At 62.9% G+C, this 23,524-nt stretch carries 19 protein-coding genes and 4 tRNA genes; 14 read left to right on the forward strand and 9 right to left on the reverse strand.

Annotation, left to right across the window (positions count from 1 at the left end):
* Nucleotides 1-3,520: DEAD/DEAH box helicase (locus PQQ51_RS27265; protein ID WP_408500182.1), on the reverse strand; the 3,520-nt coding region annotated here is incomplete at its 3' end.
* 530 nt (nt 3,521-4,050) lie between these two features.
* Here PQQ51_RS27265 and PQQ51_RS27270 point away from each other — a divergent pair.
* The 5 genes from PQQ51_RS27270 (at nt 4,051) to PQQ51_RS27290 (ending at nt 5,210) form a co-directional block, all read left to right on the forward strand.
* Nucleotides 4,051-4,126, forward strand: a tRNA-Glu gene (locus PQQ51_RS27270).
* 104 nt (nt 4,127-4,230) lie between these two features.
* Nucleotides 4,231-4,307 (forward strand) — tRNA-Asp (locus PQQ51_RS27275).
* 61 nt (nt 4,308-4,368) lie between these two features.
* A tRNA-Glu gene (locus PQQ51_RS27280) sits at nt 4,369-4,444 on the forward strand.
* A gap of 78 nt (nt 4,445-4,522) precedes the next feature.
* Nucleotides 4,523-4,599 (forward strand) — tRNA-Asp (locus PQQ51_RS27285).
* 146 nt (nt 4,600-4,745) lie between these two features.
* Nucleotides 4,746-5,210, forward strand: a complete 465-nt coding sequence (locus PQQ51_RS27290; RefSeq protein ID WP_408500184.1) for a GNAT family N-acetyltransferase — start codon at nt 4,746-4,748, stop codon at nt 5,208-5,210.
* Nucleotides 5,211-5,330: 120 nt separating this feature from the next.
* Here PQQ51_RS27290 and PQQ51_RS27295 read toward each other — a convergent pair whose 3' ends face one another.
* Nucleotides 5,331-6,230 (reverse strand): AraC family transcriptional regulator, encoded by a 900-nt coding sequence (locus PQQ51_RS27295; RefSeq protein ID WP_408500185.1) that lies wholly within the window; start codon nt 6,228-6,230, stop codon nt 5,331-5,333.
* A 117-nt stretch (nt 6,231-6,347) separates the two neighbouring features.
* Here PQQ51_RS27295 and rraA point away from each other — a divergent pair, with 117 nt between their 5' ends.
* Both rraA and PQQ51_RS27305 read left to right on the forward strand, forming a co-directional pair.
* Nucleotides 6,348-6,842: a ribonuclease E activity regulator RraA gene (rraA, locus tag PQQ51_RS27300; RefSeq protein WP_408500186.1), complete on the forward strand. Its 495-nt coding sequence runs from the start codon at nt 6,348-6,350 to the stop codon at nt 6,840-6,842.
* Between the two features lie 89 nt (nt 6,843-6,931).
* The gene (locus PQQ51_RS27305; RefSeq protein ID WP_408500187.1) at nt 6,932-7,333 is read left to right on the forward strand and encodes a gamma-glutamylcyclotransferase family protein; all 402 of its coding nucleotides are present in this window, start codon (nt 6,932-6,934) and stop codon (nt 7,331-7,333) included.
* Between the two features lie 175 nt (nt 7,334-7,508).
* On the opposite strand, the gene aceB is transcribed toward PQQ51_RS27305, so the two are convergent.
* A complete protein-coding gene (gene aceB, locus PQQ51_RS27310; protein WP_408500189.1) occupies nt 7,509-9,110 on the reverse strand; it encodes a malate synthase A in 1,602 nt (533 codons plus the stop codon).
* 99 nt (nt 9,111-9,209) lie between these two features.
* Nucleotides 9,210-10,025, reverse strand: a complete 816-nt coding sequence (locus PQQ51_RS27315) for a (S)-2-haloacid dehalogenase (RefSeq protein ID WP_408500190.1) — start codon at nt 10,023-10,025, stop codon at nt 9,210-9,212.
* Nucleotides 10,026-10,176: 151 nt separating this feature from the next.
* Here PQQ51_RS27315 and PQQ51_RS27320 point away from each other — a divergent pair, with 151 nt between their 5' ends.
* Nucleotides 10,177-11,079, forward strand: coding sequence for a LysR family transcriptional regulator (locus PQQ51_RS27320; protein WP_408500191.1), 903 nt, complete (start codon nt 10,177-10,179; stop codon nt 11,077-11,079).
* A 175-nt stretch (nt 11,080-11,254) separates the two neighbouring features.
* Nucleotides 11,255-11,689, forward strand: coding sequence for a universal stress protein (locus PQQ51_RS27325; protein ID WP_408500193.1), 435 nt, complete (start codon nt 11,255-11,257; stop codon nt 11,687-11,689).
* 234 nt (nt 11,690-11,923) lie between these two features.
* Here PQQ51_RS27325 and aceA read toward each other — a convergent pair whose 3' ends face one another.
* The 3 genes from aceA to PQQ51_RS27340 all read right to left on the reverse strand — a co-directional run bounded on the left by aceA (nt 11,924) and on the right by PQQ51_RS27340 (nt 16,089).
* Nucleotides 11,924-13,228, reverse strand: coding sequence for an isocitrate lyase (gene aceA, locus PQQ51_RS27330; RefSeq protein WP_408500194.1), 1,305 nt, complete (start codon nt 13,226-13,228; stop codon nt 11,924-11,926).
* 438 nt (nt 13,229-13,666) lie between these two features.
* A complete protein-coding gene (locus PQQ51_RS27335) occupies nt 13,667-15,316 on the reverse strand; it encodes a DEAD/DEAH box helicase (RefSeq protein WP_408500195.1) in 1,650 nt (549 codons plus the stop codon).
* A gap of 503 nt (nt 15,317-15,819) precedes the next feature.
* Entirely contained in the window at nt 15,820-16,089 is a 270-nt protein-coding gene (locus PQQ51_RS27340; RefSeq protein ID WP_408500277.1) for an acyl-CoA-binding protein, read from the reverse strand.
* Between the two features lie 262 nt (nt 16,090-16,351).
* Between PQQ51_RS27340 and tsaB the strand changes: the two genes are divergently transcribed.
* From tsaB to PQQ51_RS27360, 4 genes are read left to right on the forward strand one after another with little or no spacing between them, the layout of a single operon-like run.
* Nucleotides 16,352-17,185 (forward strand): tRNA (adenosine(37)-N6)-threonylcarbamoyltransferase complex dimerization subunit type 1 TsaB, encoded by an 834-nt coding sequence (gene tsaB, locus PQQ51_RS27345; RefSeq protein WP_408500196.1) that lies wholly within the window; start codon nt 16,352-16,354, stop codon nt 17,183-17,185.
* The gene (gene rimI, locus PQQ51_RS27350) at nt 17,182-17,676 is read left to right on the forward strand and encodes a ribosomal protein S18-alanine N-acetyltransferase (RefSeq protein WP_408500198.1); all 495 of its coding nucleotides are present in this window, start codon (nt 17,182-17,184) and stop codon (nt 17,674-17,676) included. Before tsaB ends, rimI begins: the two co-directional genes overlap by 4 nt.
* Nucleotides 17,663-18,880, forward strand: coding sequence for a uracil-DNA glycosylase family protein (locus tag PQQ51_RS27355; RefSeq protein WP_408500200.1), 1,218 nt, complete (start codon nt 17,663-17,665; stop codon nt 18,878-18,880). Before rimI ends, PQQ51_RS27355 begins: the two co-directional genes overlap by 14 nt.
* Nucleotides 18,881-18,933: 53 nt before the next feature.
* On the forward strand, nt 18,934-20,007 hold the full coding sequence (locus PQQ51_RS27360; protein ID WP_408500278.1) for a DUF1853 family protein: 1,074 nt from the start codon (nt 18,934-18,936) through the stop codon (nt 20,005-20,007).
* Between the two features lie 51 nt (nt 20,008-20,058).
* Here PQQ51_RS27360 and thiD read toward each other — a convergent pair whose 3' ends face one another.
* Together thiD and lplT are read right to left on the reverse strand one after the other, a co-directional pair.
* Nucleotides 20,059-20,868: a bifunctional hydroxymethylpyrimidine kinase/phosphomethylpyrimidine kinase gene (gene thiD, locus PQQ51_RS27365; protein WP_408500201.1), complete on the reverse strand. Its 810-nt coding sequence runs from the start codon at nt 20,866-20,868 to the stop codon at nt 20,059-20,061.
* A 49-nt stretch (nt 20,869-20,917) separates the two neighbouring features.
* Complete coding sequence (gene lplT / locus PQQ51_RS27370) at nt 20,918-22,225, reverse strand: lysophospholipid transporter LplT (RefSeq protein WP_408500202.1); 1,308 nt, start codon at nt 22,223-22,225, stop codon at nt 20,918-20,920.
* A 218-nt stretch (nt 22,226-22,443) separates the two neighbouring features.
* Here lplT and alr point away from each other — a divergent pair, with 218 nt between their 5' ends.
* Nucleotides 22,444-23,514, forward strand: a complete 1,071-nt coding sequence (gene alr, locus PQQ51_RS27375) for an alanine racemase (RefSeq protein ID WP_408500203.1) — start codon at nt 22,444-22,446, stop codon at nt 23,512-23,514.
* The last annotated feature ends 10 nt before the right edge of the window (nt 23,515-23,524 follow it).

Raw genomic sequence — 23,524 nt, forward strand, 5'->3', positions numbered from 1 at the left:
GTACACCATTTCTTTTCCTCGAAGCGAGGTTCCTTATAGCGTCGGCTATCTCGGCAAGAAAGGAGAGGTCGTGATCCTCCGCATCGGGATTGACGGCCCGGACGGCTTCGGAGAGGAAGTCGAGGCTGCCGACAATGATTAACTGTGCCTTGGCGCGGCTCAGTGCGACATTCATGCGCCGTCGATCGCGCAGAAAGCCCAGCGCGTTGCGGGGATTATTTCGCACCAGCGACAGGATGACGACGTCGGCTTCGCTACCCTGAAAAGAGTCAACCGTGCCAACAAAAGCGCCGTCGCTGCGAACGGGTACAAAGTCGCTCAGGTGGCTCAGGTGGTGCGCCTTCGCGGATACAATTCGCTCGTGAATCTTGTCGACTTGCGCCTTATATGGGGAGAGGATCGCAAGAGTTGGCGGTTTGCTGGTGTCGCGCGCGCGCAAATGTCGCAGAACGTGAATGACCGACGCTACTTCGGCGGGATTATGCCAACGTGGCCGACCGCGTTCCATTTCGGCAGCATGGCCGGTAGCGCTTACATGCGGGAAATTGACTACGACCACAGGCGATTGTGGCAGGGCCCCGAGCTGTATGACCGGTGAGGCCTCTGTTTCGGCGGCACGTGCGCGATTGACTTCTGTGCTCAGCCGACCGCCGTAGAAAGCTTTCGAGACGATCTCCGCTATGGCCGGATCCATTCGTCGCTGCTCGGTAAGCGTCGCCGCGATCGGACGATGCGTGGGATTGGCGTGCCTGCGCCGCTCGTCGTCCTCAACGAAGGTGCGGAACGGTTCAAGTAGACGCAATGCCATATCTGTCGAGGCCTTCAGTCCGGCTGGATCGGAGGCGATCAGTTCCAGTCCATCGAGTTCACCATCACGCAGTAGTGCGCCCACATATTGGTCGGCAATCGCCAACGCTTCGCTCACTAGGCTCTGGTCACTGAGAATTTGCACAAGCCGGTCAGCCTCGAATGGCGGCAACTGATGGTGATCCCCGATCAGGAGCCGGCGGCCCGATAGCATAAGTGGGCCGATCAATTCGGGCCCCGTCGCCTTGGCAGCCTCCTCGACGATGACCCAATCGAATTGCTCTCGCGCCTCGACAAGGCTTTCAATATCGGAAGAGTTGGCCGTTGAGATCACAATGTTCGCTGCGTCCAGCACAAGATGCGACACCGCGCCCAAGCCGGATCGTTGCTCTTTGTTCACGGAGTCTTTCGCTTGTTCGAGGCGGCTTGCAGCAGCCTTTAACTCTGCAATGCGGGCGCGTATCGGTTCTGGCGCTGTGCGAGCGAGAGCGCTTTCAGACAGACGCTCCAGATAGTCGAGTCCAGCTCGATGAACTTCTTCGTTGCTGGTGGCTCTCCGCTCGGACGTTGTCGACCGGACAACGAGAACGTCATCTAGTCCTGCTTTCTTAAGGGTCTCCCTGATCTTGTCCTGCAGGTTGTCGAGGGCGTCGTGGCCTTGGGCGCTAATCAGCATCCGGGTCGAGCGATCTGCGGCAAAACGACGTCTAACCACCTCGGTCGCAAGTTTAGTCTTTCCGACCCCGGGTGGTCCCACCACGAAAAACGACGGTAGAGTAGACCAAAGGCCCACAAGGGCGTCCTGCTTTGGTGGATCCAGATCAAGGAACGCTTCATCCATGCGCGCATCTTCGCTGAAGTCTTCTCGGCTTGAGCGTCGAACTCGCCATGGGTCAGCCAGCATTTCAACTAGGTCGACGCGCGTATTCAACGCTTTGATATTGCGCAAGCGCCGGGCGATCACTTGCTCTGTGCCGGTGTCACGCTCGGTACGCAGAAAAAATGGTCCTTCATCGCGAAGGTCCTCGTCGATTTCGAACCGGTAAGCACGTCGGCCGCGATGATCAACGACATCGACAAAGCTCGCCACGACGTCGCTGGTTCGTGTGGATCCCAGTCCGGCCGCCCGGCAAAGTTGCCACTTCGCTTCGGCATCGCGATGCTCTTCTTCGAAGAGGCGCTTAAGAGCAGCTGCGCTTTCTGATAATCCGACTTTTTTGGCAACACGGTCCCGTTCGTTGTCGGGTTCGGCTCGAATGGTCACCGATCGGCGACCATTATGTAGGTCGGTATCCAAGATTTCGACCGGGTAGACCTCTAGGGCCTTGACCACCGCTTCGACCGTTTGCACGAGCAGGAGCGCATCGCGGATCGTGTCGCCCTCGCTCGGTTCCGCTGTATCCCGGACGGGATTTGCGAATGTGCTCCAATCGAGTGCGTCTGCCCCAAGACGACCTCGTGCTTCGCGCGCCTCGCGGACATTTCCCGCGATCATCAAGGGCTGAAGCAAGCTATGTTCTTCGTTGTCGCCCAGGCCGAAAGTCTCTTTCTTGAGTTCGACCTTCTGGCAGATAGCGATGTCCCACACGGCCGACCCTTCGTCCCGAAAGGCAGAGAGCCTGTAGACCATCGTGGCGGTTACAAGTTTGAGTGAGCTCGTCGCGGGATCAAAGGATCGAGGGACCAGAAGAGTTGCTCCGCCATCCAGGTCGGCTCGAACCCAATCTAGCTGGCGACGATATTCATCAATCGGAATTTCGCCGTCAGTTGCTTCATAGACTACCTCGCCGAGCTTTGAATGCCGGGCAAAATTCAGGATGAATGTGCCAGCGCGTGCGGACGCGGAATGAGCAACGCTTGCGATCAGATCGTCAATCGCGCTCCCAATCGAGTCTGCGTCGATCTGATCCATTCTTGCTGGCGTAACCAGCCGCTTTAACAAGATGCGTTCGGAGACATTCAGGACAATGGCCGGATCGTTGCGGCCTGCGGGATAGACATCGCCTGACGCTTTTACTATGGAATCGAGGCAGTCCGCGATCATTAGGCCGATTGCATGCCAATCTTGCGCGAAGGAGTAGCTTTCGTTCCTATGGGCAGCGGCAGTCATTCCAAGTTTTGCATGCGACCGGTCAGGGAGATCGGTGCTGAGCCACAAACTCCATTCGAAGCCTCCGAGCTGGAAGTCCGGTTCGTCGGCGCCCTCAGTCATGACCACGTCTGTCCCGACGTGTCCATGTACCAGACCTTGGGCGTGAACGATGCCGAGTGCGGTGACAACTCGTTTGATGTTCTTCCAGAATAGGATTCGAGGCCGGGAGGCGCCCAGATTGCGCAGCCAGTGCTGGCGCGAAACCCTCTTGAGTTTTTCCGTCAGCGGATGCCCGACCCGCTCCAATAGCACGCCGAAATCCTGCTCGTCCTCGACGAATTCCAGGATATCGACAATTACGTCACGAGCCCCTGCATAGGACATAACCCGCTGGACTTGGCGCATCTCGTGCAGCCAGAGCTGACGAAGATCGTCATCGAGCTGCGTGCCGGTTTTGCGCCAGAGCTTAAGACTGCGCTCTGCGCCTGAGTCCTTCTCCTCGACCTCGAAGATCGCCGGTCGAAGTGCGGCTCGACTGCCTGGCGCCACGGCGTCACCGACAAAGTCAAATCGATCATCAAGGGAGGCTTTTTTGCGTCTAGCAGTTTTTGCACTTGGCATTCTTATCCCCGATAACCCCTGTACAGGGCGATGGTTTGTCTGACTTTATCCGATCGCGGGAGCTTTGAGGGGTTTGTGTCGTCCCGGGTATGGGTCAGGTGTCTAGGTTGATATGCATCCGAGGCCGTTGGCCGGTCGGGCACGGCAACGACAGAAAATTCTTGCGTGGTGAAAAGGTAGCTGCGTATAATTGCGTTTTTCGCTGCTGTGACTCCCGAGACAGGTTGCACGAGGGTGTTTCAGAGCGAGATGTTGCTGGAAAGCGTCAAATCGTAGATCATGTACCCCAAGTCGTACCCGATGGGGTTTGAGATTGACGAGACCCTTTGGTGGCAAAGGTCTGCAGGGAGTTTTTCGATCCCGCTTACCCCACCATCAGAGCAGAGTGAAGTGGTTCCGAAGTGTGGGACTTGTAGTAAAAAAGACTTCACAAACAGCGGTAAGGTAGTTAGAATATCGGTCTTTGCTGCTGACGTAACAGAAGTTAGCGTGAGTTAGCAGCAAGATAAAGACAGATCTGAAAAGATTATGTCCCCTTCGTCTAGAGGCCTAGGACATCACCCTTTCACGGTGAGTACAGGGGTTCGAATCCCCTAGGGGACGCCAAACATCAGCGTCGCTTTAGTGTTTCGGGTTAAGTCCCGGTTAGCAGTAGAGAAGCGCAGTTTGCAGAGAAAAAACCAACGCTCGCAAGCCAGGATGTAAAGACTGGAGTGGTAGTTCAGTTGGTTAGAATACCGGCCTGTCACGCCGGGGGTCGCGGGTTCGAGTCCCGTCCACTCCGCCAGACAAAGCCCGTTCATCGGAACTTGAACGGGCTTTTTCATTAAAGGTGTAAGCAGTACGTTGTCCCCTTCGTCTAGAGGCCTAGGACATCACCCTTTCACGGTGAGTACAGGGGTTCGAATCCCCTAGGGGACGCCAAGTCATCGGCGTCATTCGGTTAGATGGTTGAATGATGCGGCTAGCGAGCAAAGCTCGCCGGCCAGGATGCAAAGATCTGGAGCGGTAGTTCAGTTGGTTAGAATACCGGCCTGTCACGCCGGGGGTCGCGGGTTCGAGTCCCGTCCGCTCCGCCAGATTGAGAGAAGCCCACTTCGAAAGAAGTGGGCTTTTTTTATTTCCGAAGTCCGCGTCGCCTGGGTATGCTCGTCGGGACAAACAGCCATTGCCAGCGGGCGTGGGCTGTTTTACCGTTGACCCGACTCATCTTCGTCGTTCCACCATGTTCGATCCAACCGAAGCTCCGTCGCCGTTTCATCTGCGCAAAGCCAGCATGGACGATTTCGAGTTTGCCGAAGCGCTGACTCGCAACAACATGGGCGGCTACTATCGCCGGCATCATCTGGTCTGGCGAGGCGATCTGTTTCTCGGGAGCTGGCGCGAGTCGGAGAACTTCATTCTCGAAGTGGACGGTATGCCGATCGGCGTGTTGCGCATCACGCAGGAAGGCGATTCGCTGCATATCCGCGACGTACAGATCGCCGAAGGACATCGGCGGCTCGGCGCCGGCACTTATCTGCTCGATATGTCTCATCAGTGGGCGCGTGAGCGCGGGTTACGCGAGTTGCAGTTGCGTGTGTTCGTCGACAATCCCGCAGCGCGTCTTTACCAGCGCAAGGGCTATAAGCTCGCCGGGCCGCGGCTTGCGCAACTCGGCGCGATCCGTCATCTGGCGCGGCGCGTGTGACGTGTCGCTAGTGGCGTTGTCAATCGCGCCTCTGGCTACGCCGCTTACTCTGTTGTCATCCGGATCTCGCGGCTCGCCCATGCAAGCAGGTCTCTCTCCCCGCGCGTCGAGCCAATACCGTCATCGTTCGGCATCGTTCGCTGTACCTGAGCTATTGCGGGCGGCTTCGTCATCCGCGTCGGCGTCGCTATGTTCGCCGTGCACCGTGCGATGCTCGGCGCCACGCTCGATAAACGCTCGCGGGCTTTCGCCGAACGCGCGTCGGAACATCGCCGAAAACGCGCTCTGGCTCTGATAGCCCAGTTCCTGTGCGACATGCGACAGCGGCCGTCCCTGACTCAGCAGCGGAATCGCGCGCGCGAGTATCGCCTGCTGACGCCACTGCGAAAAACTCACGCCCAACTCCTGACGAAACAGCCGCGCGATCGTGCGCGTGCTCGCGCCCACGCTCGACGCCCATTGCTCGAGCGAGTCGCTATTGGTCGGATCGGCGATCACCGCTTCGCATAGCGCGCGCAGGCGCTTTTCATTGGGCATCGGCACGGACAGCGGCAGCGGCTCCGAACGCGTCAGTTCATCGAGCGCGAGCTCGCCGAGCAGACGCTCGCGCGTCGCCGAAATGCCAGACGTGTCGAGCGCGGCGATCACTTCGCGCAGCAGATCCGATACCTCGACCACGCGCGGCGTATCGAGTCCGGGCGGCGCCGCGCTTTCAGTGATGTAAAGGGTGCGCAGGAACGCATCTTCGACGGACACGACTTCGTGCGTCACATGCGGCGGCACCCAGATGGCTCGCGACGGCGGCACCATCCACGTCGTGCCGGTGGTCGCGACCCGCAGCACGCCGCGCGACGCGTAAGCCACCTGCGCCCACGCATGCGTATGACGCGCGATATGCCAGCCGGCCGGCATCAACCGCGAGCGCACGCGGATCGGATGCGTGGGCGTCGGCTCGAACTCCGGCGGGATGTCGGCAAAATGAACGAAGCTCGCCAGATTGGCGTCGGCGGACGAATTCATGGCGATGACCGGTTATCTGGATGGAACCCGAAAGCCCAATGGGCTTCTCATTGTAGGTGCTGCACCTGCATCGCCGTTGCATAATGACCCGATCGCCCTCATCCACCGGAGACCCTCATGAGCTTTGCCACCGCGGACCTGTGCGACGCACACGAGGATCAACTGGCGCTCGGCACGTTGCGCGTGCTCGAGCCGGTCTTTCATCTGTTTAGCCGCACCGAGAGTTTCAGCGGCGAAGCGCTCACGCTGAAAGTATTCGAAGACAATGGCCTCGTGCGCGCGGTGCTCCAAGAGAAGGGCGCGGGCCGCGTGCTGGTGGTCGACGGCGGCGGTAGCCTGCGTAGCGCGCTGGTGGGCGGCAACCTCGCGCAGCTCGCGGAGCAGAGCGGTTGGGCCGGGATCGTGATCAATGGCTGTGTGCGCGATGCGCTCGAGCTCAATGAAATCAACATCGGCGTTGCGGCATTGACCACGTGCCCGCGGCGCTGCCAGCAACTCGGCGCGGGCGCGCGCGACGTGCCGGTGCAATTGCCGGGCGCGCTGGTGCGCCCCGGCGAGTGGATCTATGCGGATATCGACGGCGTGCTCGTCGCGAGCGCGCCGCTCGAATGACGCGACTCAACCCTGGTTGCCGGATTCAAACCGGATTCAAACCGGATTCATGCCGGACTCAACTCAAACCTCAAGGAGAACCCACGACGATGCAAACCGTTTTTGTATACGGCACATTGCGCGCCGGCGAAGTGAACGACATCAGCGAGGCTGCGGCCCGCAATGAAATCGACGCGCCGAATCTGCTCGGCTCGGCTACCGTGCGCGGCCATCTGTTCGACTTCGGCGCGTATCCGGGCCTCGTCGTCGATGAAGCGGGCGTCGACGTGATCGGCGATGTCTACGAAATCGACGACCGGCTGGTCGCCGTGCTCGACGAGATCGAAGCCGTCTACCCAGGCGTCGAGGATCGGTTTCTCGCACGCGACGTGATGCTGAAAGTGGACGGCAATGTCGTCAATTGCCGGTTCTATCCGATCACGCCGACTGCGGCGAAAGGCCTGCCGGAAATCAAATCGGGCGATTGGGTCGCGCACCGCAGCACGCGCTAGCCGTACCGGAAAAAAACAGCCCGACAAGCATGAGCCTGTCGGGCCGTCGGTCGGTCAGCCTTGCGACATGCAAGCCGCTTGCGTATCTCGCCGGGCTGGCGCAAGCGGTCTTGCTACTGCGTCGTTCGCTGCTGATGCAAAAGATTTCGCTGCTACGCGAGACGAATCGCCCGTATCAGATTTCCTCGTACAGCGGCAGCGTCAAGAAGTCGGTGAACTGCTCCGACGTCGACATCTGTTCGAAGATCTGCGCGGCGCGCTCGTAAGGCTTCGTATCGCCGCCCACGGCCAGCTTCACCTTGCCGAGTTCCTGCGCGGACAATTCCCGCACCAGTTCGGCCGTGACCTTGCGGCTGTCGTCGAGCTTGCCCTTCGGTGAGCGGATCCACTGCCACACTTGCGAGCGCGAAATTTCCGCGGTCGCCGCGTCTTCCATCAGGTTGTGAATCGGCACGCAGCCATTGCCCGCGAGCCACGAACCCAGGTAGTGAATGCCGACGTTGATGTTGTTGCGCAAACCGGCTTCGGTGATCGGCGTCTCGGGACGGAAATCCAGCAGGTCGGTCGCGGTGACGAGCACGTCGTCGCGCTGCTTGCCGATCTGGTTCGGCTTGTCGCCGAGCACCTTGACGAACTCCTCCATCGCGATCGGCACGAGCCCCGGGTGCGCGACCCAGCCGCCGTCGTAACCGTCGCCGGCGTCGCGTGCCTTGTCCGAGCGCACGCCGCCCATCGCCTTGTCGTTCGCGGCCGGATCGTTCTTGATCGGGATCAGCGCGCTCATTCCGCCGATTGCCGGCGCATTACGACGATGGCAGGTTTTCAGCAGCAGCAGCGCGTACGCGCGCATGAACGGCGACGTCATCGTGATCTGCGAGCGATCGGCGAGACAGAAATCGCGGTCGGCCTTGAACTTCTTGATTGCCGAAAAGATGTAGTCCCAGCGGCCCGCATTCAGACCGGAGCTATGCTCGCGCAACTCGTACAGAATCTCGTCCATTTCGAACGCGGCGAGGATCGTTTCGATCAGCACCGTCGCGCGAATCGTGCCGCGCGGCACACCGACCGCCTCCTGGGCAGCGACGAAGATATCGTTCCACAGACGTGCTTCCAGATGGCTCTCCATCTTCGGCAGATAGAAGTACGGGCCCGAGCCGCGCGCGACCAGTTCCTTCGCGTTGTGAACCATGAAGAGCGCGAAATCGAAGATGCCGCCGGACACGCGCTTGCCGTCCACCGTCACGTGCTTCTCGTCCAGATGCCAGCCGCGCGGGCGCACGATCAGCGTCGCGACCGTGTCGTTCAGCCTGTACGACTTGCCGTTCTGTTCGAGCGAAATCGTGCGGCGCACCGCGTCCTTCAGATTGATGTGGCCGGTGATCTGGTTGTCCCAGCTCGGCGCATTCGAATCTTCGAAGTCGGTCATGTACGAATCCGCGCCTGAATTCAGCGCGTTGATGATCATCTTGCGCTCGACCGGTCCGGTGATTTCGACGCGCCGGCATTGCAGGTCCTGCGGCAGCGGCGCGATGGTCCAGTTGCCTTCGCGGATTGCTTTCGTCCCGGCGAGGAAGTCAGGACGCTCACCGGCGTCGAGACGCTTCGTGCGTTCCGCGCGTGCCTGCAACAACTGCTGGCGGCGCGGTTCGAATGTGCGATGCAGCGCGGCGACGAGTTCGAGCGCTTCACGCGTGAGAATCGCTTCATAACCCGGCTTGAGTTCAGCGGTGATTTCCATGCCCTGCGGCAGCGGCAACGATGACAGCGAATTCGCCATGTTTTCTCCTTGGTCGGTCAGATTGCAAAGATGCAGAGGTTGAGATGCGGTTGAAATGAGGTTGAAGTCCGTCGTGTGGTTTCCGGGGCGTAGCAGCCGTCATGCGCCAGGGCTGTGGCGCGCGCGGCTGCCGCTGGAGCGGTCGGACGACGCGAGGGTCTTCAGAAAAACGAGCAGATCGTTCATGCCTCTGCCCGTGCCATGCGGGCTCACGCCCAGTTCTTCGACGGGCGCGTTGTGCCGGTTGAGCCAGAAAGTGGTGAAGCCGAACCAGCCTGCGCCCGCCACGTCCCAACCATTCGACGACACGAACACGATCTCGCGCGGCTCGACGCCGAACGCGTGCGTGCCGAGTGCGTAAGCGGCGGGCGAGGGTTTATAGGCGCGTACTGTGTCGACGGAAAGGACGTGGTCGAACAGACCCGTCATGCCGGCACTCTTCACGGCGATGTCGAGCATTTGCGGATTGCCGTTCGACAGAATCGCGACGCCGGGCGCGGCTTGCGAGCCGCGTGGCCCGTGCGATTCACGCGATTCACGCGATTCACGTGTTCCACGCAACTCGCGCAGCGCGGGCACCGCATCGGGAAACGCGGACAGGCACGCGTACTCGTCCATCAGCCGCTTCTCGGCGGTGCGATTCAGTGTGAGCTGGAGTTTTTTTGCGGCGAAGCGCAGCGCGTCGAGCGTGATGTCCCAGAACGGCCGGTAGTGCGCGCCGGGCGCATCCGCCGGCGCGGCGAGCGTGCGCAACTGCGTGTATTCGATCTGCTTCAGACGCCACAACTGCGAAAGCGCGTCGCCGTGGCCCGGGAACATCTGCTCCGCGGCAGCGATCACCGAATGCACATCGAAAAGCGTGCCGTACGCGTCGAAAATCACTGCTTGAGGGGAGAGTGTCGTTGTGGCCGACATTGCCGTGCACTCCTGTCAGAGGTCAGGACCGATTGTATTAGTGATGGTCTACGCTAAAAAAGAGCCGAAAGATCACTTGATCTTTTACTTTCATCCACCTAATCTGGCGCGCACCGACCACTTTGCCGCGCCCTTGCGGCGCTGCCATCCCATGGACCGTTTCAAGCAGATCGAGACTTTCGTGACCGTCGCGGCCAAGGGCAGCCTGTCCGCTGCGGCGCTGGCAGAGGGCGTCGCGCCCGCGATCATCGGCCGCCGGATCGACGCGCTCGAAGAGCGCCTCGGCGTCAAACTGCTGGTGCGCACCACGCGCAAGATCACACTGACGTTCGAAGGCTCGGCGTTTCTCGAAGACTGCCAGCGCGTGATTCACGACATGCAGAACGCCGAAGCCAGCGTGTCGGCGGGCGGCGTGAAGGCGAGCGGCCATCTGCGGCTGTCCGCACCGGCCGGCTTCGGGCGGCGGCACGTCGCGCCGCTGGTGCCGGCCTTTACCGTCGCGCATCCGGACGTGTCGATCACGCTCGATCTGTCCGACCGGCTGGTCGATCTGGTCAACGAGGGTTTCGATTGCGCGGTGCGGCTTGGCGAATTGCCGGACTCGTCGCTGGTGTCGCTCAAACTCGGCGAAAACCGCCGCGTGTGCGTGGCGTCGCCCGCGTATCTGAGCCGGCGCGGCGCGCCGCACACGCTCGCCGACCTCGCGCAGCACAACTGCCTCGCGTTCGGCGCGAGCGCCAATCAGCAGCGCGGCTGGATGTTCCAGCAGGGCGATAAAGTGGTGTCGATCAAGGTGTCCGGCACGATGGAATGTTCGGACGGCGCGGTGCTGCACGAGTGGTGCCTCGACGGCCACGGTCTCGCGTGGCGTTCGTGGTGGGAAGTCGGCAGCGATATGGCCGCCGGGCGCCTTGTCAGCGTGCTCGACGAATTCGCGGCGCCGCCGATTGGCATCCATGCGGTATTTCCGCAGCGCCGCCATTTGCCGCTGCGCGTGCGGTTGTTCCTGGATTTTCTCAAGCATACGTACGGCCAGCCGGACTATTGGGGCTGACGGCGCGCCGCGCCGGACATGGCCGAGCGATCCGTCACGGGTTTCCGATAATCGGACAGACCCTTCAATCGACGCGTGCATGCGTTTCCCCGACCTACAATCCATTGGAGCGGCTTCTGCCGGGCCCCGCTGGACGCTGACGCCGCGCTGCGCACAGCCGGCGACGGAGGACATCATGTTCAGGCACATTCTGGTTCCGACCGATGGTTCAGACCTGTCGCGCAAAGCGATCGACGGCGCGATCGATCTCGCGCAGGCCGTCGACGCGCGCGTGACGGCTTACGCGTGTTTGCCGCAATATCCGTACTCGCCGTTTTCCGACGTGGCGGTCGAGCCGCCCTCCGAATTCCTGCAGCGTAGCGAACGTGAGGCGCGCGTGCATCTGCGCGAGGTGGAACTGGCGGCGCGCAGAGTGGGCGTTGTGTTCGATTGCCACACGAGCGTGCATCCGGCGCCGTATCTCGGCATCATCGAAGCGGCGGAGAAGGGCGGGTGCGATGTGATCTTCATGGCTTCGCATGGACGCCGCGGTCTCGGCAGTCTGTTGATCGGCAGCGAAACACAGCGCGTGCTGACGCATACGAAAATTCCGGTGATCGTGTATCGCTAGGACGGTTGTGCTGTAAAAAACGCGCTGGGGATGAAGCCGGCGCGTTCCATACACTTCCGACCACCACTGTCTTGCACTCTCTCTCTCTCCCAGATTCCAGCCCCTCGAAGCGCAACTGCCGCCGCGACGGTTTCTCCTCCCTGTGACGGCAGCCCTCTAACGGGGCCGCTTGTTCGTCGTCGTGCCCACCGTCCGTATTGCGGCTCCCGCGATCAGGCTGCGGGAGCGCGCAAATCAGGCGACTTTCTTGTCGAAGAACTGTTCGTCTTCGGTCGAACCATGCAGCGCGGTCGTCGACGCGTCGCGCTCGACCGTTTGCGTCACCGCGTCGAAGTAGCCGGTGCCGACTTCGCGCTGGTGCTTGACCGCGGTGAAGCCCTTTTCTGCCGCAGCAAATTCGGCCTGCTGCATTTCGACGAACGCGGTCATCTGGTTGCGGGCGTAGCCGTGCGCCAGGTTGAACATCGAATAGTTCAGCGCATGGAAACCGGCCAGCGTGATGAACTGGAACTTGTAGCCCATCGCACCGAGTTCGCGCTGGAACTTCGCGATCGTCGCGTCGTCGAGGTTCTTCTTCCAGTTGAACGACGGCGAGCAGTTGTACGACAGCAGTTGATCCGGGTATTCCTTGTGGATCGCGTCCGCGAATTTCTTGGCGAACTCGAGGTCCGGCTTGCCGGTTTCGCACCAGATCATGTCGGCGTACGGCGCGTAGGCGAGGCCGCGCGAAATCGCCTGGTCCAGACCCGGCTTCGTGCGGTAGAAACCTTCCACCGTGCGCTCGCCGGTCAGGAACGGCTTGTCGTTGTCGTCGACGTCCGACGTGATCAGGTCCGCGGCTTCCGCGTCGGTGCGGGCCAGCAGCACGGTCGGCGTGCCGGAGACGTCGGCGGCGAGACGCGCGGCCGTCAGCTTGGCGATGTTTTCACGGGTCGGCACGAGCACCTTGCCGCCCATGTGGCCGCACTTCTTCACCGAAGCCAGTTGATCCTCGAAGTGGACGCCCGCGGCGCCGGCTTCGATCATCGCCTTCATCAGTTCGAACGCGTTCAGCACGCCGCCGAACCCGGCTTCAGCATCGGCGACGATCGGTGCGAAATAGTCGATGTAGCCTTCGTCGCCCGGATTCTTGCCTTCCGACCACTGGATCTGATCGGCGCGCGTCAGCGTGTTGTTGATGCGCTTCACGACGAGCGGCACCGAGTTGGCCGGATACAGCGACTGATCCGGGTACATTTCGCCGGCCACGTTCGCGTCGCCCGCCACTTGCCAGCCCGACAGATAGATGGCCTTGAGGCCGGCCTTGACCTGCTGCATCGCCTGGTTGCCGGTCAGTGCGCCGAGCGAGTTCACGAACGGCTCGTTGTTGACGCTCTCCCACAGCTTTTCCGCGCCGCGCTTTGCGAGCGTGTGCTCCACTTGCACGGAACCGCGCAGACGGATCACGTCTTCAGCCGTGTAGGTGCGCTTCACGCCTTTCCAGCGCGGATCGGTTTCCCATTGCTGTTGAAGTTGTTTGGCTTGTTGTTCGCGGGACATGGTGTGCTCCTTGGCTGCCTGTTATGGATAGGTGATTGATGTATTCGTCGAAGCGGTTGGCCTCGGGAGGCGTTCCGTTTCGCGAAGTCTTATATAAGAGTCTAGGCAAATCACCGGCACCGCAATAGACATGCGTCTGGGTTTTTATAATATTTATTTTTATTTTAAATCAATGGCTTGTTGGGTTCGTTCCGCATTGAGAAACGACTTTTCCCATGTTGCAATAGCGTGTCTTGTGCCGTGCAACACGATTTTTTACGACGCAAAAAAATTTTCCACATCGTGAAATATCGGTCGTGACCACAATCCGGACGAAAAAAAACCGGTGCGGGAGCGCCGGTTTCTTTCGACTGACGGACGGCGTGAGGCCATCCGGGTCGTTTCACGCAGACTTCCGACCGATCCGACCGGCCGCCAGCCTGCGCTTCATTTCACTGCCTAGCTGCCGCGGCGAGCCGTACGCGGGCCGTCGCTGCGGCGTGCGCCGTAGCCGCCGTCACGCGAACCGCCGTAGCCTTCGCGCGAACCGCCACCGAAGCCGCCTTCACGCGAGCCGCCGCCGGCCGACTTGCCGGCCCAGCCGCCGCCATTGCCGCTACCGCTGCGCGCACCGCCGCCGTTGCCAGCCGGCTTGCCTGCGCCGCTACCGCTACCGAAGCGACGGCCACCGCCGTTGCCGCCGCCCGGACGGCCGCGGCCGCCAAAGCCAGGACGGCCGTTGCCCGACGGAGCCGACTTGCGCGGCTCGAAGCCGGCGACGACGTTGACCGGCAGCGGCGTGCGCACGAAGCGCTCGATGCGCTTCAGCGCGCCCTGTTCCGCGTGATGCACGAGGCTCACCGCGATACCCGAGCGGCCGGCACGGCCGGTACGGCCGATACGGTGCACGTAGTCTTCAGCGAACTTCGGCAGATCGTAGTTGAACACGTGCGTGATGCCCGGGATGTCGATACCGCGAGCGGCGACGTCCGTTGCGACCAGCACACGCACACGACGCTCGCGCAGGGCCTTGATCGTGCGGTTGCGGGCGCCTTGCGGCAGATCGCCGTGCAGAGCAGCCGATTCGAAACCGGCGTCGGCCAGACGGCCGGCCAGTTGGTCCGCGTCCATCTTGGTTGCCGTGAAGACGATAGCCTGATCGAGGCCTTCGTCGCGCAGCAGATGGTCGAGCAGACGGTCCTTGTGATCGCGGTCGTCGACGTAATGGACGGTTTGCGCGATGTTGGTGCGCTGTTCGAGGCGTTGAACGATCTCGATGCGCTCCGGATCCTTCAGCAGGCGGCCGGTCAGCGAACCGATCTTGCCGTCGAGCGTGGCCGAGAACAGCATGGTTTGGCGCGTAGCCGGCGTAGCGGCAACGATCGTTTCGATGTCTTCGATGAAGCCCATGTCCAGCATGCGGTCAGCTTCGTCGAGCACGAGGATCTGCAGTTGCGACAGATCGATACGGCCGCGTTCCAGGTGGTCGATCAGACGGCCCGGCGTGGCAACCAGGATTTCCGGGTTCTTCGCGAGCAGCATCAATTGCTGGCCGTATGCGACGCCGCCCAGAATGCTGACGGTGCGCAGACGTTTGAGGTGCTTGCCGTACGTAGCGGCAGCGGTGGTGACTTGCATCGCGAGTTCGCGGGTCGGCGTCAGCACCAGCATGGTGGGACGGGCAACCGGTTGCGGGCGGCGCGTGGTGCGGGCGCCGTCAGCCGGACGCGGCTCGCGCGGCTGGCTGGCTTGCGCCTTTTGCAATTGCGAGAAACGCTCGATGGCGGGCAGCATGAACGCGGCGGTCTTGCCCGAACCGGTCGGGCTCGAGACCAGCAGATCGCGACCGGCGATGCCGGCGGGGATCGCGCGTTGCTGAACCGGCGTGGGGTTCTGGTAGCCGGCGGCCGTCAACGCGGAGACGACATCCGCGGACAGGCCGAGCGACGCGAACGACGGACCGGCGGGCGCTGCGGCAGCAGCGGCAACGGCTTCCGGCGCGACGGCAGCGGGTGCTGCGGCTTGCGCGGGGGCTACGTTACCGTCTGCGAGACCGAGGGCTTGTTCGGCGATGGCGTTCAGCGGGCTGGAGGTATTGCTCGAAGTCATGAGAATCCTTGAAACACAGGGAATTAAAACGTCGGCGCCAATCGGCATACCCAAGTCGTCGGATTCAGCGAGCAAAGAAGCAGCGAGCAAATCGAAAAACGGGGGCAGCTCGCGGCAATGAAGGCGAGCTTTTCGTTAGAAGCTGTATCGGATGCGACATGCCAACACGGCGTGCCGCCAGCCTGGTACATGATCGCCCGTAGGGGGCTAGGCAGGAGGGGACAGGTTCTAAACTGGATTGGAGCTAAACGCTACGAGGCGCTGCGCCGCAAAGGCCGCTAGAGAAAAGCCGGGCAAAGCAGTGAAGCGCAGGCAGGATTGTATAGACTTTTGTTGCACTGCGCCACCATTAGGGCGAATTCTGGAAAAATACTTCGGCCGGGCGGCGGTTCGGATCGGGACCGCCGCCCGGTTTTGTTCAGCTGGTGGAAGCTGGTGGGTGAACGATTGAACTATTGGCGGCTGGTTGGTGGTTGGTGGCCAGCCGCTGCTGCGGGCGGACCTTACGCCGACGCGCCGCTTTTCAGCGATTCGACCAGCTCGACATATTGTTGCTTTGCCGCGTCCTGAGCGGTGCCCTTGAGCGCGGCCCACGCGTCGTACTTGTATTTGCCGACGATGTCGGTGAAACCCGGCTTGTCGCCGTTGACGTCGCCTTCGCTGGCCTGCTTGAAGAGCGCGTAGAGGCGCAGCAGGGTCAGGTTGCCCGGGCGCTCGGGCAGTTGTTTCACGTCTTCCTGGGCCTGGGTGAATTGTGCGTTGATATCGGTCATGTCGTTTGTGCTCCGGGCAGATCGGGGTTTCAGTTCGTCTCGGGCGACGATCATAACAACTGCTCGCACGCGCGGGGCCGAGGGGTTATTCCAAACATGGCCGGCTTCCCGTGACGACGCCTGCTGGCCGCAGATCACGTTTTTGTGCGAGCGAACTGTCCTCCTCGCGGTCATTGCGTTCATCCTGCGCGCTTCATGCGCTGCCGCCACGGCCCGTTCCAAAACGCTATCCGCGCGAGCCGTGCCGATTACAATACGGTCCATGACTCAAACTGTGCTTCTTGCCCTCGATACCTCGACCGAATTCTGCTCGGTGGCGCTGCTGTCTGCCGCCGACGAACCGTCAACGCATGCCGTTGCGCCGCGCATCTGGGTGCGCCACGAACAAACCGGCGCGGTTTCCAGCACGCGCCTGCTGCCCGCCATTCGCGAACTGTTCGTCGAAGCCGCGCTGCCGATGTCCGCGTGCCACGCGGTCGCATTCGGCTCCGGTCCCGGTTCGTTCACGGGCTTGCGCACCGCAACCGGCGTCGCGCAGGGCCTCGCGTTCGGGCTGAACCTGCCGGTAGTGCCCGTCAGTACCTTGCTGACCTGCGCGGAAAGCGCCCGTTTGCGGGATCCGTCGGCGACGCGCGTGCTCGCCGCGCTCGACGCCCGCATGGACGAAATCTACTGGGCCGACTACGCGTGGGACGACGCCCTGTGCGAATGGCGCACGCTTCAGCCGGCTTCGCTCGATGCGCCTGAACGCCTCGTGTTACCCGATGTGCCGTTCACGCTCGCGGGCAACGCCGCCGCAGCCTTCGGCGCGCGCTTGCCGGCGGTTGCCGTCGCGCGCCGCGTCGATGGTGAAGCGCTGCCGCATGCGGTGCCGCTCGCGCATGCGGCGCTGCGCGCGTTTCGCGCGGGCCGCACGGTGCCGGCCGATCAGGCCGCGCCGGAATACATCCGCGACAAGGTCGCTCAGACCACGGCCGAGCGCGTCGCCGAAAAGGCGGCCAAGGCCGCTCAGGTCGCTCAGGTCGCTCAAGCCGCCGAGGCCGGGCATCACGCGGACGCGGCGAATAGCGCGCGTCACGGAGAGGGCCGGCAATGAGCGGCGTGTTGCTAGCGGACCGCTACATGTCGCCCATGACCGAAGGCGATCTGGACGAAGTCGCCGCGGTCGAGAAAATCGCTTACGAATTCCCCTGGAGTCGCGGCAATTTCGGCGACTCGCTGCGCAACGGCTACTTCGGCATCTGCCTGCGTCATGTGACCGGTTCGCTGATCGGCTATTGCGTGCTGATGCCCGTGGTCGACGAAATGCATCTGCTCAATCTATGTGTGACGCCCGCCGCGCAAGGTGCGGGCGCCGGACTTACGCTGCTGCGCGAAGCGGTGCGCATCACCCGTGCCGAAAAACTCGATGGGCTGCTGCTCGAAGTGCGGCCGTCGAATCATCGGGCGATCCGGCTTTATGAGCGCTTCGGTTTCGCGTCGATCGGCCGGCGCAAAAATTATTATCCGGCGCGGCATCGCAGCCGGGAGGACGCCATCGTGATGCGTTTCTCGTTCGCTTCGGAGGGCGCAGATGGCGCTGCATGAATCGGTTCTGGAAGAATTTGGACTCTCGCCTTTATGGGTGCGTCGCGGGATGGCGGTGCAGCAGCGTGCGGGCGAGGTCGCGGGTGAGGTGACGCAGGCGTCGGCGGGGCCGGGGGCGGCGCGGCACGGCGAGTCGGGGGCTGCGGCGCCTGGTGGCGCGCGGTCGGCGCTTGCGGCGGCATCGGCGATTCCAGCGCAAGACGATCCGCGAGCGGCGTCGCAAGCCGACTCCGCGCAAGTGCCGGACGAGCGGGGCGCACCGCGTCGAGTGGAACAAACTCCGGCGCAGGCACGCGAGCGCTTCGATCGGGACGCGCCGGGCCGTGCTGGCGAGATGTCGCGGCCGATGCCCGCGAGCGGGCAGAGCGACGCTCGCGCGCCGTCGGAGCAGGTTCGTACACGGCCTTCTACCCAGGCGCCGATTGCGGAGCCGTCGCGAGCGGAACAGCCGACGTCGCGCCAGCCACGCGTCGCGGAACCGCCGCTGTCCGACGCACAGCCTGCACAGCCCGCCTCGCACGACGACGATTTCGCGTGGTTCGACGATCTGCCGTCTCATCCGCCCACGAAGGCGCCCGCCGAATCCCGCGCCGAGACGCCGCAACTGCCATCGCTCCAGACGCTCGGCTGGGATGCGCTTGGCGAGCGCGTCGCCAATTGCCGGCTTTGCCGTCTGTGCGAGAAGCGCACGAACACGGTCTTCGGTGTCGGCGATCGCGAGGCCGACTGGATGCTGATCGGCGAAGCGCCGGGTGAGAACGAAGACCGTCTGGGCGAGCCGTTCGTCGGCCAGGCCGGCAAGCTGCTCGACAACATGCTGCGCTCGCTGACGCTTGCGCGCGACGCCAACGTCTACATCGCGAACGTGATCAAGTGCCGGCCCCCCGGCAACCGCAATCCCGAGCCGGACGAAGTCGCGCGCTGCGAGCCCTATCTGCAACGCCAGGTCTCGCTGGTCAAGCCGAAGCTGATCGTCGCGCTGGGCCGTTTCGCCGCACAAAGCCTGTTGAAAACCGAGTCGAGTATTTCGTCGCTGCGCGGCCGCGTGCATGAATATGAAGGCGTGCCGGTCATCGTCACCTATCACCCGGCCTATCTGCTGCGCAGCCTGCCCGACAAGGCGAAGGCCTGGGCCGATCTGTGCCTCGCGCGCGACACCTGGTTGAAGGCGGGCGGCGTGCAGATCGACGCGGCGAAGAAGTGACGAAAGAGCCGGCGTCGTCGGTGGGTCCTGGTAAGGCGCTCGTCCGGTCCAGCATGTCGTCGGTGGATTCTGGCGAGGCGCTTGCCCAGTCCGACTCGTCGTCGGCGAATCCCAGCGCAGCACCCGTCCGATCCGCAACGTCGATCGAAGCGCTGCTCGACAGCATGCACGAGCCTGCCGTGCGCGATCTCGCGTGGTTGCTGTTCAGCGCCGATCTGTTGCACGCACAACCACCGGTCGGTGTACTTGCCCGACCGTTTCACACGCCGCTCGAAGCGGACCTCACCGTCGACTGGCTGCGCGCGCTCGATGCGGCTCCGGCCGATCTGCACGAAGACCTGAAGGCGACCCGCATCACGCGTGTGGGCCGTTACGCGGAGCGTTTGCTCGGCTACTTCCTGCAACGCGGTCCGGCCGCGCGACTGGTTGCCGCCGGCGTGCCGCTGCGGCGCGCGGGTGTCACGCTCGGCGAATGCGATTTTCTGGTGCGCACGCAGCAGGGCGAGCAGTTGCATTGGGAACTGGCGGTGAAGTGTTACCTGCATGCCGGCGACGGGCCTGCGGGGTTGGGCACACCGTTATCCGCGCGTTTATCCGATTACGTCGGCCCGAACCTGAAGGACCGCTTCGACCTGAAGCTCGCTCACGTGCTGAACCATCAACTGCCGTTGAGTGCTCGCGAGGAATTTGCATCGGTGGGCTACGCGGGGCCGTGGACGCCGCAGATGTTCATCAAAGGCTGGCTGTTCTACCGGCAGGGCGAGACGCCGACGTATCCTGTCGAGCTCGATCCGTCGCACGGTCGTGGCTGGTGGGTGACTCGCCGCGATTGGCCCGCATGGGCAGCCTCGCGGCCGCAGTTCTGGCGTGTGCTGCCGAGACTCGAATGGCTCGCGCCGCGGCGTTATGAGCCGGCCGAGGCCGAAGCAGCAGGAATCGCATTCGTGGATGCGCAAACGCTCGCCGCGCAAATCTCGCCCGAGCATGGACCGACGATGGTCGCAGCATTTACTCACGACGAAACGGGCGTCTGGCGGGAACACTCGCGCGGTTTCATCGTACCGGACGACTGGCCGGAGCACGCGCAAGCGTATGCGCGCCGCCAGGTGTCGACTCGGGAAAGATAACTCGCAGCAGCAGGACGCCAGCGGCGTCACGCCACGCCGCTAAAACCACCGTCACCACCACCGATAAAAATGATGCACCGGCCCCACGCCGCTGCCCACGTCGAGCAGATCGCTCGCCTGCAGCGCGCCGGTCAGATATAGCTTCGCATCCGCGACCGCGCTCGCCAGGTCGCCGCGCTGCGGAATCAACGCCGCAATCGCCGACGACAACGTACACCCCGTCCCATGCGTGTTCGTCACCGGCACACGCGGGCCGCCCAGGCGCAACGTGCCGCTGTCCTGCACGAGCCAATCGGGACTATCCGCAGCGCCCAGAAGATGCCCGCCTTTCATCAGCACCGCCTTCGCGCCCAGCGCACGCAGCGCTTCGCCTTGCGCGATCATGCCGGCTTCGTCGTGGGCGGCCGTGACGCCCAGCAACGCGGCAGCCTCCGGCAGATTCGGCGTCAGCAGATCGGCAAGCGGCAGCAATTCGTCGCGCACCGCCGCCACCGCATCCGGCAACAGCAGCGCATGGTTGCTCTTCGAGATCATCACCGTGTCGAGCACGACGTGCTTCGGTTTGTAACGGCGCAGCGCATCGGCCACCGCGCGCGCAATCGGCGCATTCGCGAGCATGCCGATCTTCACCGCGTCGATCCGGATGTCGTCGAACACCGCGTCGAGTTGCGCGGTCACGAAGCCCGGGTCCGGCGCGTGGATCGCGGTGACGCCGCGCGTGTTCTGCGCGGTCAACGCGGTGATCACGCTCGCGCCGTACGCGCCGAGCGCCGAGAACGCCTTCAGGTCGGCCTGAATGCCGGCGCCGCCGCCGGAATCGGAACCGGCGATCGTCAGCACATTGGGAATCGGTTGAGTCATGGTCAGGCGGGAAGGAGAAAGGGCGCGGGCGCGATGGGCCCGCCGCGGGTCAGTGCTTGACTTCGCCGATCAGCGCGACCGAGTCGAACGCGCGCTGGTTCGCCTGGTGGCGCCGCATCACGAACCACATCATCACGCACACGAACGTGCCGAACAGCACGATCACCGCGGTGACCGGTACGTCGAGCCACACCAGCACCGCGTAAAGGCACAGCATCACGAGCACGGAGAGGTTCTCGTTGAAGTTCTGCACCGCGATCGAGTGTCCCGCCGACAACAGCACGTGGCCGCGATGCTGGAGCAGCGCATTCATCGGTACGACGAAGAAGCCCGACAGGCCGCCGACGATCATCAGGAAGATATACGCGACGATCAGATAGCCCGGCACGTGCATGCGGCCGAAATAGAGGCCCCAATGCGACGGGAACAGATCGCGGGTATAGAACGCCATCAGCATCACCGCGACGCCCATCATGATGCCGACCGGCAGCACCGACAGCGATTTTTTCAGCGGCACGCGCGAGGCCGCGAAGATCGCGCCTGCCGCGACGCCCACGGCCACCACCGCCTGCAGGATTGCCGCTTCCGACAGCGACATGTTGAGCGACACTTCCGCCCACTTCAGCACAATGAATTGCAGCGTCGCGCCCGCGCCCCAGAACAGCGTGGTCACGGCGAGCGAGATCTGGCCGAGCTTGTCGCGCCACAGTACGAGGAAGCAGTCGGCGAAATCGGTGACGAGCTTGATCGGGCCGCGTTCCTGTTTCGGATAGCGCGCGCCGGTGTCGGGAATGCGCAGATTGAAGAGCGCCGCGATCACGTAGATCGCCATGATCACCAGCATCGCCGCTTCGGCGGGCGTGTTGACGGTGGGAATGTGCTGCCGCAGGATCGGCGCGGCGATGTGCGGGCTGATCAGCGCGCCGCCGAGCACGGTGCCGAGAATGATCGAGCCGACCGTAGTGCCTTCGATCCAGCCGTTCGCGGCGACCAGCCGGTCAGGCGGCAACAGTTCGGTGAGAATTCCGTATTTGGCGGGCGAGTAGGCCGCCGCGCCGAACCCCACGATGCCGTAGGCGATCAACGGGTGCGCGCCGACCAGCATCGTGATGCAGCCCACCACCTTGATGGTGTTGGTCACGAACATCACGTGCCCCTTCGGACGCGAGTCGGCGAACGCGCCGACGAAAGCAGCCAGAACCACGTATGACAGCACGAAGAACAGCTTGAGCAGCGGCGTCATCCAGTTCGGGGCGTGAAGATCTTTCAGCAGTGCAATAGCGGCGATCAGAAGCGCATTGTCGGCCAGCGACGAAAAGAACTGCGCGGCCATGATGGTGTAAAAACCTTTTTTCATCTGATGCGATGCTGTCCTCGCTGCGGTCTATCCGCCCCGACCGTGTGCAAAACGTGCGGGTTTATGCCGTTCGAAATGGGTTGTGCGCACGGCTTTATATCACGAAAATAGCTGGATTCGGACTAGCAGAATCCTTGATCGCACCGTCCAGCGGGCTCCTTAAGGCTGAAAACGCCCTGTAAGCCGCTGATTCGCAAGTGTCTTTACGAAAATATCCCATGCCGCGCCCGCTCTCAGCCACGATCCATACCTCCGCTCTCGCCAATAATCTTGCCGTCGCACGACGCTACGCGCCAAAATCCAAAATCTGGGCCGTCGTCAAGGCCAACGCATACGGCCACGGCCTGGCGCGCGCCTTTCCGGGCCTGCGCGCAACCGACGGCTTCGGATTGCTGGACCTCGAAGAAGCCGTGAAGTTGCGTGAATTGGGCTGGGCCGGCCCGATTCTTCTGCTGGAAGGCTTTTTTCGTCCGACCGATATCGACGTCATCGACCGCTATAGCCTGACCACCGCGCTCCATTCCGACGAACAGTTGCGCATGCTGGAAATGGCGCGCCTGTCCAAGCCGGTCAATATCCAGTTGAAGATGAACACCGGCATGAACCGCCTCGGCTACACGCCGGAAAAATTCCGCGCCGCGTGGGAGCGCGCGCGCGCCTGCCAGGGCGTCGGCCAGATCACGTTGATGACCCATTTCTCCGACGCCGACGGCGAACGCGGCGTCGCTCATCAGATGGAAGCGTTCGAGCGCGGCGCGCAGGGCATTGCCGGCGCGCGCAGCCTGTCGAATTCGGCGGCCACGCTGTGGCATCCGGCCGCGCACTTCGACTGGGTGCGCCCCGGCATCATCCTGTACGGCGCGTCGCCGTCCGGCGTGCATGCCGCGATCGAAGGCACCGGCCTGCAGCCGGCCATGACGCTCGCGTCCGAACTGATCGCCGTGCAGACGCTCGCCGAAGGCCATACGGTCGGTTACGGCTCGTCGTTCAAGGCGCGCGGTCCGATGCGCATCGGCGTGGTGGCCTGCGGCTACGCGGACGGTTATCCGCGCGTCGCGCCGGAAGGCACGCCGGTGATCGTCGACGGGGTGCGCACGCGGATCGTCGGGCGGGTGTCGATGGACATGCTCACGGTCGACCTCACGCCGGTTCCGACCGCCAACGTCGGCTCGCGCGTCGAGTTGTGGGGCACCTCGCTGCCGATCGACGACGTCGCGCAGGCCTGCGGCACGATCGGCTACGAGCTGATGTGCGCGGTGGCGCCACGCGTGCCGGTGCGCGGCGAATAAGGATCCCTGC

Origin of the sequence: Paraburkholderia xenovorans (assembly GCF_046030735.1) — a bacterium.
GTDB lineage: Bacteria > Pseudomonadota > Gammaproteobacteria > Burkholderiales > Burkholderiaceae > Paraburkholderia > Paraburkholderia xenovorans_A.